The 18,698-nt window shown below is 42.2% G+C and carries 14 protein-coding genes; 7 read left to right on the top strand and 7 right to left on the bottom strand.

What is annotated here, in order from left to right; translation table 11 throughout:
• The 3 genes from VE944_RS14930 to VE944_RS14920 all read right to left on the bottom strand — a co-directional run.
• Nucleotides 1-1,134 (bottom strand): serine/threonine-protein kinase (locus tag VE944_RS14930; RefSeq protein ID WP_324978278.1); only part of this gene is annotated, 1,134 nt, incomplete at its 3' end.
• Between the two features lie 409 nt (nt 1,135-1,543).
• Entirely contained in the window at nt 1,544-2,347 is an 804-nt protein-coding gene (locus VE944_RS14925; protein WP_324978276.1) for an ABC transporter permease, read from the bottom strand.
• A 189-nt stretch (nt 2,348-2,536) separates the two neighbouring features.
• Nucleotides 2,537-4,168 (bottom strand): DUF655 domain-containing protein, encoded by a 1,632-nt coding sequence (locus tag VE944_RS14920; protein WP_324978274.1) that lies wholly within the window; start codon nt 4,166-4,168, stop codon nt 2,537-2,539.
• Nucleotides 4,169-4,378: 210 nt separating this feature from the next.
• Here VE944_RS14920 and VE944_RS14915 point away from each other — a divergent pair, with 210 nt between their 5' ends.
• Nucleotides 4,379-5,548, top strand: a complete 1,170-nt coding sequence (locus VE944_RS14915) for a cysteine desulfurase family protein (protein WP_324978272.1) — start codon at nt 4,379-4,381, stop codon at nt 5,546-5,548.
• Between the two features lie 20 nt (nt 5,549-5,568).
• Nucleotides 5,569-5,799 carry a hypothetical protein gene (locus tag VE944_RS14910; protein WP_324978270.1) on the top strand — a complete coding sequence of 77 codons (231 nt, stop codon included), beginning with the start codon at nt 5,569-5,571 and terminating at the stop codon, nt 5,797-5,799.
• Here VE944_RS14910 and VE944_RS14905 read toward each other — a convergent pair.
• Nucleotides 5,770-6,444, bottom strand: a complete 675-nt coding sequence (locus VE944_RS14905; RefSeq protein WP_324978268.1) for a cold shock and DUF1294 domain-containing protein — start codon at nt 6,442-6,444, stop codon at nt 5,770-5,772. The two genes, VE944_RS14910 and VE944_RS14905, sit on opposite strands and share 30 nt — an antisense overlap.
• 226 nt (nt 6,445-6,670) lie before the next feature.
• Here VE944_RS14905 and VE944_RS14900 point away from each other — a divergent pair, with 226 nt between their 5' ends.
• The 3 genes from VE944_RS14900 (at nt 6,671) to VE944_RS14890 (ending at nt 8,138) form a co-directional block, all read left to right on the top strand.
• Nucleotides 6,671-6,898 carry an antitoxin gene (locus tag VE944_RS14900; protein WP_324978266.1) on the top strand — a complete coding sequence of 76 codons (228 nt, stop codon included), beginning with the start codon at nt 6,671-6,673 and terminating at the stop codon, nt 6,896-6,898.
• Nucleotides 6,899-7,231 (top strand): type II toxin-antitoxin system VapC family toxin, encoded by a 333-nt coding sequence (locus VE944_RS14895; protein ID WP_324978264.1) that lies wholly within the window; start codon nt 6,899-6,901, stop codon nt 7,229-7,231.
• Between the two features lie 175 nt (nt 7,232-7,406).
• Entirely contained in the window at nt 7,407-8,138 is a 732-nt protein-coding gene (locus tag VE944_RS14890; RefSeq protein WP_324978263.1) for a DUF1995 family protein, read from the top strand.
• 248 nt (nt 8,139-8,386) lie between these two features.
• Here the strand turns inward: VE944_RS14890 and VE944_RS14885 are convergent, their stop codons facing one another.
• Together VE944_RS14885 and VE944_RS14880 are read right to left on the bottom strand one after the other, a co-directional pair.
• On the bottom strand, nt 8,387-8,971 hold the full coding sequence (locus VE944_RS14885; protein ID WP_324978261.1) for a hypothetical protein: 585 nt from the start codon (nt 8,969-8,971) through the stop codon (nt 8,387-8,389).
• Between the two features lie 228 nt (nt 8,972-9,199).
• Nucleotides 9,200-12,217 (bottom strand): zinc-dependent metalloprotease, encoded by a 3,018-nt coding sequence (locus VE944_RS14880; RefSeq protein WP_324978259.1) that lies wholly within the window; start codon nt 12,215-12,217, stop codon nt 9,200-9,202.
• Nucleotides 12,218-12,748: 531 nt separating this feature from the next.
• On the opposite strand from VE944_RS14880, the gene VE944_RS14875 reads away from it, so the two are divergent.
• A complete protein-coding gene (locus VE944_RS14875; RefSeq protein WP_324978257.1) occupies nt 12,749-14,515 on the top strand; it encodes a pentapeptide repeat-containing protein in 1,767 nt (588 codons plus the stop codon).
• Between the two features lie 604 nt (nt 14,516-15,119).
• Here VE944_RS14875 and groL read toward each other — a convergent pair.
• Nucleotides 15,120-16,793: a chaperonin GroEL gene (groL, locus tag VE944_RS14870; protein WP_324978255.1), complete on the bottom strand. Its 1,674-nt coding sequence runs from the start codon at nt 16,791-16,793 to the stop codon at nt 15,120-15,122.
• A gap of 157 nt (nt 16,794-16,950) precedes the next feature.
• Between groL and VE944_RS14865 the strand changes: the two genes are divergently transcribed.
• The gene (locus VE944_RS14865) at nt 16,951-18,033 is read left to right on the top strand and encodes an MraY family glycosyltransferase (RefSeq protein ID WP_324978253.1); all 1,083 of its coding nucleotides are present in this window, start codon (nt 16,951-16,953) and stop codon (nt 18,031-18,033) included.
• The last annotated feature ends 665 nt before the right edge of the window (nt 18,034-18,698 follow it).

Raw genomic sequence — 18,698 nt, 5'->3', positions numbered from 1 at the left:
CATTTCTAATGTGACAGATTTACCCAATTCTTCGGCAAAGAAGTTTGCATTACAACTCACGCGGTTTACTTCTCTACCAACTGTGTCTACTGTCACTACATCAAATTCAAAGTTTTCTAAGGGGGGTAATGGTATTATTACTTTTTGTGGTGGCGGCGATAAAATGGGTTGAGGCATCGAAACAATTTTTAAGGCAACAGGTTCAATGTTCAATATTGCAAATTTCAAATCGTTGAGAACTTCTGCTGCTGTTTGATACCTTTCACTTGGTAAATGTTTTAATAATTTATCTAAAATTTTGCCTAAGTCGTCGCTAATATTAATACCTTTTTCTTGTAACCGTTCGCGCCACAACCACTTAGCGTTCATGGCATCATAAATAGGATCATTAATCTGTCCAGAAGCATCCTGTAACGGCAAACATCGAGTTAAAAGACGCACACAAGTTACACCCAAAGCATACAAATCACTACCGTGACAAGCAAATCCAGCCATTTGTTCGGTTGGGGCATAACCAAGGGTATAAATTACTGTCGCTTGTCTTCCTATGCTGGTTTGTGTTACCTGTTTAGCACCGCCAAAGTCAATTAATACGGGTTTTTGATCGCTTGCACGGCGGATAATATTTTCTGGTTTGATATCCCGATGAATGACATTATGAGTATGAATGAATTGCAGTATTGGCAATAAATCAGCTAAAAGTTCCCAAATTTGTGATTCACCATAAGTTTGTTGCTGAACTTCTTGTAAGAGAGTCTTTCCTTCAATAAATTCTTGTACGAGATACAAACTAGCACCTTGTTCAAAGTAAGCTAGTAATCTGGGAATTTGGGTATGATTTTCTCCCAATTCATACAACCGAAAAGCTTCTTCTTTAAAAAATTCTGCTGCTTTGGTACGTTGTCCTGTTCCCTGAAACTGTGGGAAAAATTGCTTGATGACGCAAGGCGCGTTTAGTCTGTCTACATCTTCTGTAGCATAAGTTCTGCTAAATCCACCTTCACCTAAAAGTCTCAATACGCGGTAACGGTTTCTTAGAAGTTTGCCAAAGTTGCTTTGTCCGCAACTCACGCAAAATCTATTGCTATCAGAGTTGAATGGATTTGAGCAATTGGGATTTTGGCAGATTTGCATAATGAGGGGGAAATAGCATCTTCTCCAAAGTTAGCCCCAATGTTATCTAATTGAAAACAGTTATGTAGAGAAGCGAACACGGAAGTTTATTCATGTGTTTATAGCGGTTTTCAATTGAGTAGGTACTGAACCCCACCCCCAACCCCCTCCCCGCAAGCGAGGAGGGGGCTATGATTATAGAAAAAGCTATAAACTTCTTTCCAAATAAAGGCAGAAAGATGAATAAATCCTATATATTTGTTTATATTAGGACGTTTATAAATATTAGTAAATATCAATACATGGGTACAACAGATGGAGAAAGATTACATTGAAACGTCTCTTTTAATATAGCTTTTATTTCCTACTCGAAAAAGTTTATGGAGAACCAACTCATCCATAATTTTATTGTCAATTGCGAGTCTGGTTTTCAGGTTTTATTCTCTCCAGAAAGGCGAATTAATTCAGCTACAAGAGCAGCGATCGCAGATACTGAAATCAACATGACACTCAATGCGTTAATATCAGGCTTGACTCCTGTTCTAATCCGGCTAAAAATCTCCATTGGTAGGGTGTTATAACCGCTACCAGCAGTAAAACTGGCAATGAGAAAGTCATCTAAGCTGAGAACAAAGGCCAAGAGACAACCAGCTACAATACCAGGCATTAATTGAGGTAATAATACTTTGATGAAAGCTTGCGTTGGTGTAGCGCCTAAATCTAGTGCTGCTTCTTCTAAGTGAGGATCTAAATTGCTCAGTCGGGAAGCAACCACAAGTCCGACGTAAGCCAGACAAAACACGATATGGGCTGCAACTATTGTCCACAAACTCAAAGGGATTGCAAAGGCTGCTAGACATACTAGGGTAGCGACTGCGATCGCAATATCGGGAATAATCAATGGTAGGTAAGCAACACCCCGATACAATTTCTTACCAGGAAATTCGTAACGCGCCAACCCAACCGCCATTAAAGTTCCCAGTACTGCTGAAATTCCCACTGCAAAGCCAGCAACTATCATACTATTTTGCAAAGCTGATAAGATGCGATCGTCACTGAATAACTTGCCATACCAATCGAGAGTGAATCCTTGCCAACCTGCACTGTAAGGTGACTGATTGAAGCTATAAAAGCCAAGTACCAGTATGGGCAGGTACATGAACACAAACATCAGCAGTGAGAAAACCGCCTGCCATGAGACACGCGGTTTTTTGATCGATGGAGAGATATTCACGTTTATATTTGATTTTTATTGATAGCAACCTAAAATATCATATTTAATGCAATAAGTCAATAATTTAATTCTCTTTTCTCCCTTATGTCTTCTGATAAATTTTGCAGCTTCTAGTTTAGGTAGCGATCGCACTTAAATATCACATTGGTGTAATCTTACATGTTTTTAGGGACGCACATCTGTGCGCCCCTACCAAATCAAGCGCTCACCCCATTTTTCCAATGTCTTCGCCTTAACCCCTAGAACTCTTTCTAAGTCTTGTAAAGATGTAAATTTTTGTTGTTGACGGCTAATCACTATCCGTTGTGCTAACTTCTTACCCACACCAGGCAGAGTTTCTAATTCTTCTAAACTTGCAGTGTTAATATTTATTTCTTTAATAGCTTGTAGTTCACTTGATGAAGAACTTTTTATCTGTGGACACCGTGTTTGTTCTAATTTAATTTTATTTTGAATCCCTGGTGGTAAGCCGGGTTTAACTTTGGCATAAAGACGAGCAAATTCGCGCACATAATGGGCAGCAACTATGGGACTTTGAATAACTACAAGCGTCTCATCATTACCATTATTGGCAGCATCTGACCAATTATGAGAACCTGTAATTACTGTTTGATTATCAATAACACCAAATTTATGATGTAATAAATCGCCTTTGGTTAACACAGGTACACCTACGGTTGTAATTGGATTTTGCCAAGGATGGTTATCAACTTCATATTTACATTTGTTACTAAGAGCAATCCCCATCATATCCAATGCCTCACTATAGGGACGATAGGCAAATTGTGGTTCAATTAAAGCGCGAATTTGCACACTTTGTTGATGACGTTTTTCTAAGATATTGGCAAGGCGCTGCTCAGAAAAGACAAATAATGCCATATCAACAGATTTGGTTGCTGAATCTAAAGTTTTGCCAATTAAACCATTACTACTGTTACTCCAGGGTTGAGTTGGGGAAGTAGGCGAAAACTGCACAGTAATTTTGGTATCACCTAAAGTTATTTGTTTAGGTAAACGCATCGTTTTTTGTAAGCCAAATTTACTATCCGGCTTACCTCCTGGGCCATCTCCCCACATGACATTAAACTCTTCTGTAAATAAAGATGCTAATTCTGGGCTGTCAATCTGCAATAAGTTATTGGCATTGCCTAAACTGCTGGAATTTGTGAAATCACCATAAGTATCGCTTAAAGTAAAATTGGCTGAAGTAATAATTACAATGCGATTATCCACAATCACAAATTTGTGGTGCATCAAACTGCTACCGCCTGAACCATCCGCTTGATCATCTATCCAGGGAATTTTGGCATTTTGCAAAACTATCAAAGCATCTCTTTGATTTATTTCTGCTGGACTAAGTTGATTATCTTGGTTAATATCGATAAATTTGCGAAATTCGTTGTAACGTTCCTGTTCTCTTTTATCTAACTTACCTACTTCAGCAGATGTTAAGCTACTCCAAGGTCGGCTATAGGTATTTTCTAAAATTATCCTGACTTTTACCCCAGCTTTTTGTCTATCAGCCAGTGCTTGGGCAACTTTGGGTAAACGTAATTCTTGCACTGCCACATCTACTGTAGACTTAGCTTGTGTAATAGCATCGACAATCTGTTTTTCTAAATCATCCCCAAGGCGAGTTTGCTGACGGTAAGATTCTTTGTATTCTGAAGACTCAGAATGATTAAAGTAGACCTGAACTAACGGATCTTGTGGTATACGTGGCAGACGTTGATTGGAAGACTGGACTCGTTGACAAGCAGCAAGGGGAAATATCAGTAAAAAGATATATAAAAAATATCTTTGTCTAGAGATAAGTTGCACTGTAATCTGTTAAAAGTGGATTGGGAGTGGACATATTTATCATTCCCAAAATTTTGTATTCTGAATTAAGTAGAAAAATAACTTTTCAAGTAAAGGGAAAAATTCACTGCTAGAGGCATTACAGAGATTTTTTCAGGATTTGTCCACTCAAAGTGTATATGCTGTCAAGATCAGCTATTACCAACGTGTGTTCTCACCATTATCGGTTATATGCAAATTTATCTAGATTACAGCGCCACTACTCCCACTCGAAAAGAAGCGATCACAGTTATGCAAACAGTCCTCACCGAACAGTGGGGCAATCCTTCCAGCTTACATGAGTGGGGGCAAAGGGCTGCAACGGTTGTGGAACAAGCCAGAGTCCAAGTTGCTGGATTAATTAATGCTGCTGATCCAACATCAATAATCTTTACATCTGGTGGTACCGAAACAAATAATCTGGCGATTATGGGTGTAGCTCGATTGTATGCTGTTCCTCAACATATTATTATCTCCAGCGTGGAGCATTCAGCAATTTCTGAAACAGTAAAGTTGCTAGAAATGTGGGGTTGGGAAGTTACGCGCTTGTCTGTAGATGTTAAAGGTAGAGTTAATCCCTTGGATTTAAAGGCGGCGTTGCGACATAACACAGCCCTAGTTTCTATAATTTACGGACAAAGTGAAGTTGGGACTGTGCAACCGATCGCAGAACTGGGTAAGATTGTGCGCTTGCATGGTGCTTTGTTCCATACAGATGCGGTGCAAGCTGCGGGACGCTTACACATAGATGTGCAACAACTCGCAGTAGACTTACTTAGCCTTTCCAGTCATAAAATATATGGCCCCCAAGGTGTAGGGGCGCTATATCTGCGTCCTGGTGTGGAATTAATGCCCTTACTGGGTGGTGGTGGGCAAGAAATGGGACTGCGTTCTGGTACGCAAGCAGTACCGATAATTGCGGGGTTTGGCGTAGCAGCAGAATTAGCAGCCGAAGAATTAGCTACAGAAACACCACGGTTAATTGAGTTACGCGATCGCGCCTTTGCCCAATTAGCTGAAATTCCTGGTTTAATTGCTACAGGTGATGGCTGCGATCGTTTACCTCACCATATCAGTATGTGCTTAGAATACGCCGATGGGGAAAAACTTAGCGGTAAAACCTTAGTACGGCAGCTAAACCTTGCTGGCATTGGCATCAGTGCTGGTGCTGCCTGTCAGAGCGGTAAACTTAGCCCTAGTCCGATATTGTTAGCGATGGGCTATTCAGAAAAAGCCGCTTTGGGGGGAATTCGCATCACATTGGGGCGTGACACAACGGAAGCTGATATAGATTGGACGGTAATGGTGTTGAAGCAAGTTTTGCAAAGGCTAACACCGGATTTATCTTTAGTTAAGCGTTGATCGCTCATACTAAAATATAGATGCAGCTATTTATCGGAGTGTTTTCTATCTCCCTGCAAGATGTTCCAACTCAACCATTTGAGCGATCGCACATCATCAAGCAGATGAAAGGTTTATTGAAGACTGACCAGCCTGCACCGACCGATCAACAGGTGGAATCCATGCTAGAACAACGTCGGTTGGAGAAATATCTTTTTTATGCTGTAGCTAATTTGACTCTGCTATCCTCTAAAAAGACTGCTGAGAAATAAACCCAGCAATCGTTTTCCAAAGAAAAGCCAATCTAACCAAAATACAATGTGAATAGCTACTATTACCCAAAATACAACTTGGTATGAAACCTTGCTATTTTTGTGTCGTAATCTTCGTTGGGCGATGAATGCGCCCAACCATCCACCCATAAATTCACATAAATGTAATCTCTTTTCTGATATTCTCCAGCGCCCCTCCTTTGCACGATATTTATCATCCGCATACTGTGCAAAGGTAATAAAACTCATTACAGGATAGAGAATCAAAGGGATTGGGTTGAAAGTCGTTAATGCAAAATTTATTGCTCCTAAACCTGGTAAGAATGATAAAATCAACACCTCAAATATTAAAGAATATTTTACTGTGGGTTTGAATATTGCTTTCTCTATTACAGAAGGTGAGGTTCTCAGTATAGGTTTGGATACAACTTCCTCAATAAAAGCGTTGCAAGCATGAACTCTTCCATTTTTATCAACCGTTAGCTGATAGCAAATCACATCACCAACTTGTGGACGATGATTTGTTTCTTTAAGTGCAGTGATATGAAGAAAAACGTCTTGATTGCCATCACTGGAGCGGATGAAGCCAAAGCTCTTGTCATCTTTCCATGTTGTTAGTTGACCCTTACGCAAAACAGGTTTCATAAAAGATTCTGATCTTAATACTTTATTGTTAAGATTCCCATATCAATACCAACAAATAACATTAATCCTGAACCTGTCCATCGACAAGCTTCTTCCTCGGCAGGCTGCTAGGATTTCCATAGATTCGGTTTAACAATGAGCTACTCAAGCAAGTTTCAGAGTTGCATTTATCAAATTTCGTGCTAACCAGACCAGAACTATTAGCTAATTTCAGGACAATAACACCATGAACACTGCCAAACTCACCACTGATGGCACTCACCAAATCGTTATTTTACCCGAAAACTTTCAACTTACTGGGACTGAAGTTTATATCAAAAAAATTGGTAATGCCATTGTACTGATTGCCAAAGAAAACCCTTGGGAATCTCTCATTGATAGTCTAGACAATTTTTCTGATGACTTCATGACGACCAGAGATCAGCCACTCTTCGACACCAGAGAAAGTTTTTAAATGCCATACCTGCTTGATACGAACATCTGCATTTACCTAATAAAGCAAAAACCCCAAAAAGTACTGGATAAATTTCAAACCCTAATACCAATTCTGTATAAAGATGCGCCAATGCAATTTCTGCTACCTCTAGAAATTGTCGAATTCAATCAAGCATCTGCAACAATTTACGGCAGTATCAGAAGCGATTTAGAAACGAGAGGACTGATCATTGGTGCAATGGATATGCTCATTGCTTCTCATGCGCTGAGTTTAGGAGTTACCCTCGTCACCAATAATATTCGAGAGTTTTCCCGCATTCCTACGCTTCCATTAGAAAATTGGGTTGAGTAGCTTGTGAATAAGTGATGTCTGAAGAAAAGCCACATTGATCTTTTCGCCACCGTCACATTTCTTTGCAGAACTGCTAGGATTATCAACCTTTGCCCATTGGTTTTATGCTGGTATTCACGAAAATCAGAGCTAATACTGGAACAATGGGAGTAATGCTAAACCCACATAATAAACTATGAGTGAACTTCCCAATAGTCTTGAAGATGCGATCGCCCAATCTCGTGTAGCCGTCCAAGCTGCCCTTGCAGATGGTTGTACTCGCATACAAGTTGAGTTCTTGTTTCCAGAACTCAAGTTTATGCCGGTGGCGGAACAATTTCTGCCACTGTTTACAGAATATGATTCTCGTTTGAAGATTTTCTTTGCTGACGCTGGTGCTGCGGCTTTAGCCCGACGCGATTGGGGTGATGCACCATTTCAAATTTTGGATATTGGTACGGGAAGGGCTGCTTCTTTGCAGACAAAAATTCAGCCAGAGGATGAAATTTTCTTATTCATCGCCCCCACTTCCGTAGAAGTACCGCAGTTGGAAAAGTTATGTGAAGTAATAGGCGATCGCCCTTTAGTTTTGTTAAATCCCCGCCTAGAAGATGCTGGAACTGTGGGCATTGGTTATACAGCTAGAAAAATCCGCGATCGCTTTATCAGTACCATTGAATCTGTCTATTACCTCCGCCCTGTAGACGATGAAACCGCTCTGTATCGCTCCTACCCAGGACAGTGGGAAGTTTGGCTGGAAACCGACGGCGAATATCAAAGAATTGCCGAATTACCCAAAAGGCCATCGGGTGATGAGTTGGATCTCATCCTTTTAAAAGGGCAACCGCAAACAACAGATGTGACACCTGCGAGAAAGCCCAGTGTGTTTAAGAGTTTGCAACGGTTCTTAAAGGCGTTGAGTAGTTAGGAGAAAGCAGAGGTAGCAGAGGTAGATTTTATTATCTGCTGCCTCTTTTTATGCACTTTATCTATGCCACCTCAATTGTAAATTTAATAGCACTTAGGGAGGTATAGCAATCCTAAATGAGTTAGGATCAAAAAGATCCCCTCGGGGATCTGAGCCTTTCGGTGTTTGCAATGCTGATCTCACAACATTGTGAAATTTATCTCTAGCTGACTTTCATATACTCAATGGCTTGGTCAATAAATAATTGTTCACTCTATCCAATTATGAAAAGGTGTAACAAGATCAAGAGCTATCGACTTTGGCAACTTCGGACATACTGCCAAAAGCTGACTGGCGGTAATTTGTGAAATCTTGATACCTCTTGAGCGAAGCTCCTTAATGGCCATCGGATTAATATATAGCAATTGTGCTGTTAATCTCGCCGCAGCCGCATACTTCGTATCAGAAGTGGTGTAATTAGGGTGAAATTGCTTTATGTACTGGAGCGAGAAATATGTTGCTAGCCCTTCTTCCAAAACAGTTCCAAAACCGAAAACAACAGGATCAAGAAGGTGAACAGATTCATGGGCTAGCTGAAACAAGGCTTGAACTGGATCTTCTTTTGCTGAGAGGTCAAGCTGAATTATAATATGCTCACAGTCTCCTGGGAACCATGTTCGAGGGCCGCTATCACAAAACTCAATTCCTAGAATCGTCCAAGAGGGATCGCGCTTACCAAACTGTGCCTCAATGTCCAAAATCATCTCACCCAACCGAGAGGCAAGAGTCCATGTGTATCCATCACCCGATGGCAACGGATTAGCTATTACCAAAGAATCTTTAACAGTTGCCAAACAATAAACCTCTTGCTTGCAGTTTAACTATTTATTATGTTGCCCTCAGCATTTAACTATCTAACTACTGGAATAAACTTTTTTCTTAGTCTGTATGGGCATTCTAAATGTATTCTGCCAAAGTTATGATGGAAGAAGAGAAAGGAGAGGGAGAAACAATTAAAAATTATTCTCCCTACTCCCCACTCCCCACTCCCCACTCCCCACTCCCCACTCCCCACTCCCTTTTTAATTCGCTTGCAACGGCGCATTTAATACTTTCTCAATGCGATCGCGTGTCTCTAATAAGTGCGCTTTGGTATACTCATCCTCGGAATTAACCCCCTTAAGTTTCTCATTTAGTTGCCTGAGTTTATACCAAGCTAGAGTGCGGGCATCTTCTGGGACATATTCTTTTCGCAACACCATAGCAGTCAAAATGTCCAGGTATTGCCGTTGCAAGCCTCGGCGTAAACTGGCAATCTTCATTGGTCGACCTTTTGGTTTGATTACTTCTGTCCAGATACCTGATTGTAAGGTGTCAAATAATTCCGGCAGAGTCAGTGCATTTTCTAGCTTCGTTTTCAGTTCAATATCCTTGAGACGAGAGAGGCGATCGCCTGAGAGCAAATCCCGCAACACAGAACCTTGCATGAACAGCACCAAGTCATGAATTGGAAAATCCAAACGACCAACTTGCGGAGAACTACCCCAATGTCGCCAACGCGAAGGTGCTAATTTATTCAATAGTTCTGGTGAAAAGCTCAAGGCATCTTCTGCAAATAAATATTTTTGCAGCGTTTCTAAAGCCTGTCGTTGTTCTTCAACTGGTACCGATTCAAATGGTAATCGGCGTTGGCCCACTTCAGAGACGTTCCCAGAAGGTATCTCGCTAGGGCGAATGCGAGAGAAAGACTGTCCCCCAATGTATTTTGTGGTGTAATATATTTGCTGGAAATAGTTACTTAATACTGTGCTAAAACGTTCGCTCACATCGCTGTAACTATCACCAGCCATTGGGTAACGTTTATCAAGACGTTCCCACATCACCCGCGAATTATTCAATTGCCACTGGGAATAAAGCAGGACATTGCCGCTATTATCCCAAGCATCAGCAGTTGGGTCAAGGTCATAGACATCTTCATCTGTGGAATAACTCAACTCTGGCTTATAGGATTGTGCAGCAATTTCTTGTAAAATTGGCTTTTCTGCTATGGGAGTTGATGTTTGAATTGATATGTAGCCATACTTAATCGCCCATTCATCATAAACCCCTACCATGCTGGGAAAATAATCTCCCTGTTTTGTACCTTGAGGGGCAATATTTGGAGGAATATAATCCATCACCGAAGTTGTCAGACCCTTAGCTTTGGTAATTTCCGTATTATTCATCTCCTCTGGTGATAGCAGTGTACTACCACGGAAGTTATGACGCAAACCAAGAGTATGCCCAACTTCGTGAGCGATGATTAAACGTAAATATTGATTGATGTATTCTTTCATCTGGTCAGGAGTGGCCATGGTATCTGGGAGTAGTGACATCGCCAGTGAACCAAAGGCAAACTGGTTAGCAGCTTCCATCCCGTAGCATAAATCGTACTCGCCTGCCATTTTTGATAAACGGCTTAATAAACCCTGTTGCCGTTGCACCTGCTGGGGCACACCATTGTTTTTTGCATCTAAACCATTGGCGCAAAGTAGACGATTTTGCATCAAAGCTGATAAAGTACTGCGATTTTCTGTTTGGCTAGGTTGGACGATTTTGCGATACTCACTCTTAAGTGCCCGCACAAAGCTAGCATCTACGAGAATATCTGCATCCAAAATTTCCCCAGTCAATGGGTTAACGCGAGATGGGCCCATTGCAAAATAACCATCGACTGTGTTGATCCAGCGAATCGTGTTGTAACGAATATCTGCTGGGTCCCATGTGGCATCATCTGGCATTTGGCGGACTTCAATTGCATCCTTGAATCCAGCTTTGAGAAAGGCTTTGTTCCACATTAAAACGCCTTCTTTGATAGAATCGCGGTACTCTAAGGGCACAGCGTTATCAATCCAAAAGACAATTGGTTTTTTGGGTGGAGAAATTGCTGCTTTCGGGTCTTGTTTTTCCAAATTCCAGCGATTGATGTAGCGGACAAAAGAATCGCCGCGATCATCTTTGGATAAATCTTGGTAGGCGGTGATGAAATAACCGATGCGATCGTCAGCAAGGCGTGGGCGATAATCTTTATCAGGTAGTTGGGAGAGACTGTAGTGAACGCGCAAGGTAAAGCCACGGTTGTCAGCTAGTGACGCAAAGCTTGCCATTTCACTGTCACCCTTACCGTCACCAGAAAAATTTAAAACTGACTCAATTTCTAAGTTTTGGGCAAAAGCTTTGGCAGTACCAAAATAAGATTGGTCTGTGGTTGCTGGGACTCCTAAACTTGCAGATAATCCACCTAAATCTGTCAGTAGCAAATCTCCTAAGTCGATAAGAAGAGTTTTGCGTTCTGGATGAATACTTTTAAGGGAAATGCTGTAGAGAACAGAATCACTAAAAGACCGGGCTAGCGATCGCACCTGGGGATCTCCCTCACGAGTGCGAAAATTAACATTGCGGATGGCAAAGTTTAATTTATCATCCACCCGTTGGAAATAAAACAAAAAATCTTGCAGAGGCATACCACTGTAAATACCCCGTTCACCAATACCCGATTCCAGGGTTGCTGTAGCTAGGTAATTTTTATTGAGTTGCTCTGGCTTAATTTCTAAATAAATTTTATTCTTTTCTTTATTGCGATAAAGGGTGAACAATCCCCCTGACTTTTGAGTGTCTTTTATTACTTCGTCAAATGGCTCTAAATCATCCTTTTCTGTTGGTGTTTTGCTAGGTTTAGGCTTTTCTGCGGGTTTTGCAACTTGCAAGAATGGTTGTTGTCCTGCTTTTTTAAGGTCTTTTACTACCCAAATAAACGGTTGAGGCTGTGCGTGTTTATTTTGATTAACCACCCAAACTTGCCCTGACGATAGCCTCTTTTCCTGAGGAATATTGGTATTCTTTGGCGATAATGCTGAGGTTTTAGCTGAAGAAGTTTCTGTCGTTAACTGACTATTGGATTTCTCTCCACTTCTTGTAACTACGGCTTCTAGAACCCGCACAGCGTTATGGTTAGCTGCTAATGTATCAATGTTAACAGACGGTGACTTGGCGCTAGCCGTTGCTATTCCTAAAAACAAACCATGTAACAAAATAATATAAAAAGTTAAGCTGTTCTTCATCTCGTGTATTCCCGATAGTTATTCCGTAGTTAATTTTTCACTTTTGCAAAGCTATGTAGCCTGCTTTTTGTCGATTCTTTCAGATGCTTTAGATTAAGCAGCAAAGTTTAAACTTCAATTTTAGTTGCCATTTTTCAGCAATTTTACGCTGTTCTACAGTATGATTCTTCCTAAGAATTGCAACTCTCACAAACAGTAAGTATTATTTTTACATCAGACTAGTAAATATCTTGGGAAAAAAGTATAACAAATTAGCCAAAGTTTGAAAATTACTTGATTTTTGAAAGAATTTTTCTGATGACACTTTATTTCATCAAGAGAAGGAGCTTGAAGTTACTACGGGTTAGCGAGAAGCCACTCTCCAGGAACACCGTTGATGTAACCCATTGGATAAATCGCCAAGGCATGATATTTTTCGTGTAGTATTTATTGATACTATTAATTTTTGGCAATGACAAGCAAATTACCATAATAAAATTTTTAATTCCGGATTATCAAAATAGTAATTCAAATGTAACAACGGACACAGAAATGTCAACATATTTATCTCAAGTATGGCAACTGCTGAGAAATTATGCGAGGGATACAAGGTTAGAAGAGATGCCAAAAAACACATCTGTGAAAACCGAAGCAGTTTTACCTTTAGGAAAAAGTATTAAAGAATCATATAAAAGCATTAAATTTGGTCAAGATAATTTACGGGAAGATTTATGGTCTCAAAGATTGCAAGAAAGCTTAGAAAAATGGACAGTACCAAAGAGCGGTTTGACTTATAAGATCGGCGATGGGGCATCAGACACACTACCTTCTGGATTTTGCTTTAGAGTGTGCGATCGCCAGATGCATGAAGAGATTTATGATTTACTGGGCAATGGAGCGTTAAAACCAGAAATAGTTAGCCAACTAATGGAATTGGTTGTTGGTCAAAAAATTCGCCCAGAACTGCTTTTTTGGCGACTAGAAGATTTTTATCATCGCTGGTGTCAGGGAGAATTTATCGATGGGACACCAGATGATAACCTACCTCAGAAAACAATGTTAAAGCTAGCGGCGCAAAATATTGCGATCGGGCTGAGACAGGTTGACATATATACAGGGCTAAACGTACTAATTTTACTTTTAGAGTTACACCGCTACGCCCAAGAGCGAGATCAATTCAAACAAAAAATTATCTTCTATCCATCTGCTCAACCAGACACAGACAATTTTTTCACATCCCAATTGCTGCGGATCATCAACTATAGCGATGCCCTGGAAATTGGCAATTTTAGCAGTATAGTTGGGCAATTTCTCAAAGGCGGCAACTTTAAGGGTGCTTACCTGAGCGATGCCAACCTGACTGGGGCAGACTTTAGGGGTGCTGACCTAAGCCTTGCTTATCTTGGCGATGCCAACTTAACTGGCGTAAACTTCAGTGGTGCAAACCTTAACGGTGCCAACCTCGGCGATGCCAATCTTAGTGGTGCAAACCTTAGCGGTGCAAACCTCACCGGTGCCGACCTCGGCAGCACCAACCTTAGTGGTGCAAACCTTAGTTGTGCCAACCTTAGTCGCGCCGACCTCAACCGCGCCGACCTCAGCAGCACCAACCTCAACCGCGCCGACCTCAACCGCGCCGACCTCAACCGCACCGATCTCAGCAGCGCAAACTTTAGCCATGCCGACCTAAGTAACGCCATCCTTTTCGGTGCAAATCTGAGTGAAGCCAACCTCCGTAGCGCCAACCTTAACCATGCCGACCTCTGTCGTGCCGACCTCAGTGGTGCTGATTTGAGTCACGCCATCCTCAACGGTACTAACCTTAGTGACACAATTCTTTTCAGTACCAACCTTAGTGATGCCATCCTCATCGCTGCTGACCTCAGCTATGCCAAACTTAACGGTGCCAAGCTTAACGACGCCAGACTTAACGGTGCAATGTTCTTAGGAGCAGACCTCAGTGGTGTAGACCTGAGTCGGGTAATCCTCAACGAAGCCGACCTCAGTGGGGTGATTCTTAGCGAAGCTGACCTCAGTGGTGCCGACCTCACCGACGCTATCCTTTTCGGTACAGACTTCAGCTATGCCAACCTTAACAGTGCTAACCTCAGTGGCAGTAACCTCAGTGGTGCTATCCTCAATGGTGCGGATCTTAGCCACAGTAACCTTAGCTACGCCATTCTCGGTGGTGCTGACCTCAGCGACGCCAATATGGAAGAAATGACCTGGGGTAAAAAGCAGCAGTGGGAAGGTGTGCGGGGATTAGAAACAGCAGTTAATGTGCCGGAAGCGTTGAAAGAAGAACTGGGATTGAATTGAGATGAGGGAAACACGAACTTTCGAGTTCCGAACACGACTTTCCGAGTTCCAATCTCAAAAGATGAGAATATCAGCTTGAGTAATGACCAAATATTACCTCAAAGCCAATTTTGAGTATGCTAATACCAATTTACGAAAATCCTCATACATATAGATTTCTCGTAGGGGCATGGCAATGCCCATTGGTGTCAACTTAAGTAAAAACGCTTATCCCACAGGCGTTTTACCCCACACGCCAGATGCTCCACTTAGGGAGACCCCAAGACCGCACTGGCTCCCCTTAATCCCCTCCCCGTTCACGGGGAGGGGAGGTTTTGTCGCTAGACAAAAGCGGGGTGGGGTTCCGACGACTTAATTGGTAATTGAGTAAGCTTGATATAACGTCATTGCCAGGGTTTTGCCTTAAGTTGACACGTATGAGCAATGCTGTGCGCCTACGATACGTGTGGTTTAAATAGATGAAAACTGCTGTAAGTTTACTTACGTTCAGTGAGTTACCAGCAATACAGATAACATATTGCTTCTGAATCAGCAATTCTATAAAAAAACAGTTTGCCTTGGCAAGACAAACTGCTGAAAAAATATTTATCTGGGTGAGCAGAAGTTAGAACATGCCGCCCATGCCGCCCATGCCACCCATGCCGCCCATGCCGCCCATGCCGCCCATGCCGCCCATATCAGGGGCAGCAGCAGATTTCTTCTCCGGCTTTTCAACAACGATCGCTTCGGTGGTTAAGACCAAACCAGCAATGGAACCAGCGTTTTGCAAAGCTGAACGCACGACTTTGGCAGGGTCGATAATACCAGCGGCAATCAAGTCTTCAAATTCGCCAGTAGCGGCGTTGTAGCCAATGTTGAAGTCGCTATCCCGGACTTGAGAGACGATTACAGAACCTTCAGCACCAGCGTTCTCTGCTATTTGGCGCAAGGGAGCTTCTAGCGCTCGTTTGACAATATCAGCCCCAATTCTTTCTTCGTCATTTTGTAAGGTCTTTTTAATCTCTTCTACCTTCTTAGCTAAGTGAATTAGAGTTGTCCCACCACCAGGAACAATACCTTCTTCCACAGCAGCTTTAGTAGCGTTCAGCGCGTCTTCAATCCGCAGTTTACGGTCTTTGAGTTCGGTTTCGGTTGCCGCCCCCACTTTAATCACTGCCACACCGCCAGCGAGCTTGGCGATGCGTTCTTGCAGTTTTTCTTGATCGTATTCAGAATCGGTTTCTTCCAACTGTCTGCGAATTTGAGCAATCCGCTTTTGTACTTCTGGCTTGGTGACACTACCAGCTACAATTGTGGTGCTTTCTTTGTCAATGGTGATTTTGCGGGCAGTTCCCAGTGCTTCTAGAGCAGCGGTATCTAGACTTAAGCCGATTTCTTCCGAAATCAACTGTCCATCGGTGAGAATAGCAATATCTTCTAACAAAGCTTTGCGGCGATCGCCAAACCCAGGCGCTTTGATTGCAGCTACAGCAAGTACACCCCGTGCTTTGTTCACTACCAAAGTTGCCAAAGCATCACCTTCGACATCTTCAGCAATAATCAGCAAGGGCTGACCAGAACGGGCGACTTTTTCCAAAATCGGCACTAAATCTTGGATACTGCTGATTTTTTTGTCAGTAACCAAAATCCGGGCGTTTTCAAATTCCACGATTTGCCGTTCGTTGTTGGTGACAAAGTAGGGTGAAATGTAACCCCTGTCAATCTGCATCCCCTCAACTACTTCTAGTTCAGTGGTTAGAGATTTAGATTCTTCAACGGTAATGACACCATCTTTGGTGACTTTTTCCATTGCTTGGGCTAACATTTGGCCAACTTCTTCATCGTTACCAGCAGAGACAGTGGCAACTTGAGCGATCGCACTTCCTTCTACTGGCTTGGCTATCTTGGCAATTTCTAGTACCAATGCCTCAATAGTTTTGTCGATCCCGCGCTTTAAACTAACTGGGTTACTACCCGCCGCGACGTTCTTCAAACCTTCCCGAATCAGGGCTTGTGCTAAAACTGTGGCGGTGGTTGTCCCATCCCCAGCGACATCTTTAGTTTTTGAGGCCACTTCTTGGATGAGTCTTGCACCAGTATTTTCCAAAGGATCTTCTAATTCAATTTCCTTGGCAACAGTGATACCATCGTTGACAATTTGAGGTGCGCCAAATTTTTTCTCTAAAAGGACATTGCGACCTTTGGGCCCCAAGGTGATTTTTACGGCATCGGCAAGGGCGTTAACACCCCTTTCTAGAGCTCGCCGCGATTCCTCGTCAAATGCAATAATTTTCGCCATGTTTTATTTCTCTAGCGCTTCCATTAGACAATTTAGCACTCACAGCGCCAGAGTGCTAATTTTTCAAGCGGCTCAAATTACAAATGGAAATAAAAAAATTGATTAATATACAGGTGATGCTCATATTACATACAGGCAGTAATGCTTGAATTGGGAGATGAATCTAGACAACTCCCTTAAGTCCCTCGGTATTGCCGACCCTAGCGGCACCGGCTGGTTGGCGGTAGTATTTACGTTTCTTTTGGCTTGCCTTGTAACGTGGCGTTTAATTCCGACAGTACGCAAATTCGCCTTGCGGGTAGGTTGGGCTGACCAACCCAACGCTCGGCGACTCAACCGAGAACCTTTACCCAATGCAGGCGGGTTGGCTATCTACGCAGGTGTGATTGCCGCACTGGTATTAGCTAGCCTTTTACGACCTATTGAACTCCAAAACGTATTGGCTCAGGTGCTCACTATTCTGTTGGGGGGTTCGATATTAGTCCTTGTGGGCTTTATCGACGATCAGTTCGGCTTACCGCCCTCTGTTCGTTTGTGGGCGCAAGTTCTCACGGCACTTTTGCTAGTAGCTAATGGTATCAATATTCATGTCCTGTTTGGCACTCCCATAGACTCGCTCCTGTCTACGTCGTTAACAATACTTTGGGTAGTAGGAATTACCAATGCCATCAACTTGATGGATGGTATGGATGGTTTAGCGGGAGGAATCAGCTTTATTACCGCCATGAGTTTGTTGGGCGTTGCAGCCCAGTTTAACAATCGTGCAGCAGCAATCTTGGTATTAGCAGCCTTGGCAGGTGCGGCACTGGGCTTTTTACGTCACAACTTTCACCCCTCGCGGATCATTATGGGTGATGCTGGAGCATACTTTTTCGGCTATGTATTAGCAGCAACCAGTATTTTAGGTAGGCTGCAACAAAACACAGTTTATGCGCTAATTCCCACGGTTTTATTTCTGTTATTGCCAGTACTAGACACTACTCAAGTATTTGTGCGACGGCTATTAGCAGGAAATAACCCTCTGAGTACTCCTGGCAAAGACCACCTGCACCACCGCTTACTTGCTTGGGGACTCTCCCAGCGCCATGCTGCGTTCACACTTTGGTCAATTACCTTAGTTTTCAACTTGCTGGCGATGAGAATACAAGGCATGAGTTTGGCTGTGATGCTTACTACCGCCAGTAGCATTATTATTCTTTTGGGCTTTACTATCTGGCAAAGGATACGTCAACAGCCCTAATTCCTTGTAGGGTAGGCATTGCAATGCTAGCCCTACTATGGTTTATTCAGTCCAGCAAAAATTCAAGCTTGAGTTAAATTCTATATTCCGCTCTTTGGAGAGAAGCAATTTTAAATTTGGCTTGCTAATTTTACGGGAGCATTTGTGCGATCGCCCTCACAAAATACAAGTGAGGAAACAAAAGTAACAAAGAAGCGATCGCTATGCAGTGTCCAGGGTGTGGCTCAACTCATAACTGCAAAAACTATATTAAAATATTAGATAGGACTTTTGACAATATGATGGTAAAAAATTAAAATAAAATTGCATTTTTCTACTAAGTAATTTATATCTATTTATTAGTTTCATTTGAAAGAATTTTTGAAACTCATCTAACAGGTTAGGCTTGCTGAAAAACAATATAAGCTAAACAATTCAAAAATAGCAATAAATCACAATCTTGGCCTGATCTAGGTGTCTGCGCTCATATTTTTATCTTGCAATTTTTATAAATACAAATGCTTGAAAATATAAATGAATTCTTCTTTAACAAAGTGTAGGGGTTAATTCCCCATCCCCAAAGGGAATTGCTTGTAATGAGAAAGGGGTTTAAATCCCCAGACGCTCGCAGACTCGCTAACGCTTCGCTATCTCAAAACGTAATTGCGTTAGCGACGCGCAAGGCG

The organism is Nostoc sp., assembly GCF_035638895.1.
Classification (GTDB): domain Bacteria; phylum Cyanobacteriota; class Cyanobacteriia; order Cyanobacteriales; family Nostocaceae; genus Nostoc.
This window is presented reverse-complemented; position numbering and strand designations above follow the sequence as displayed.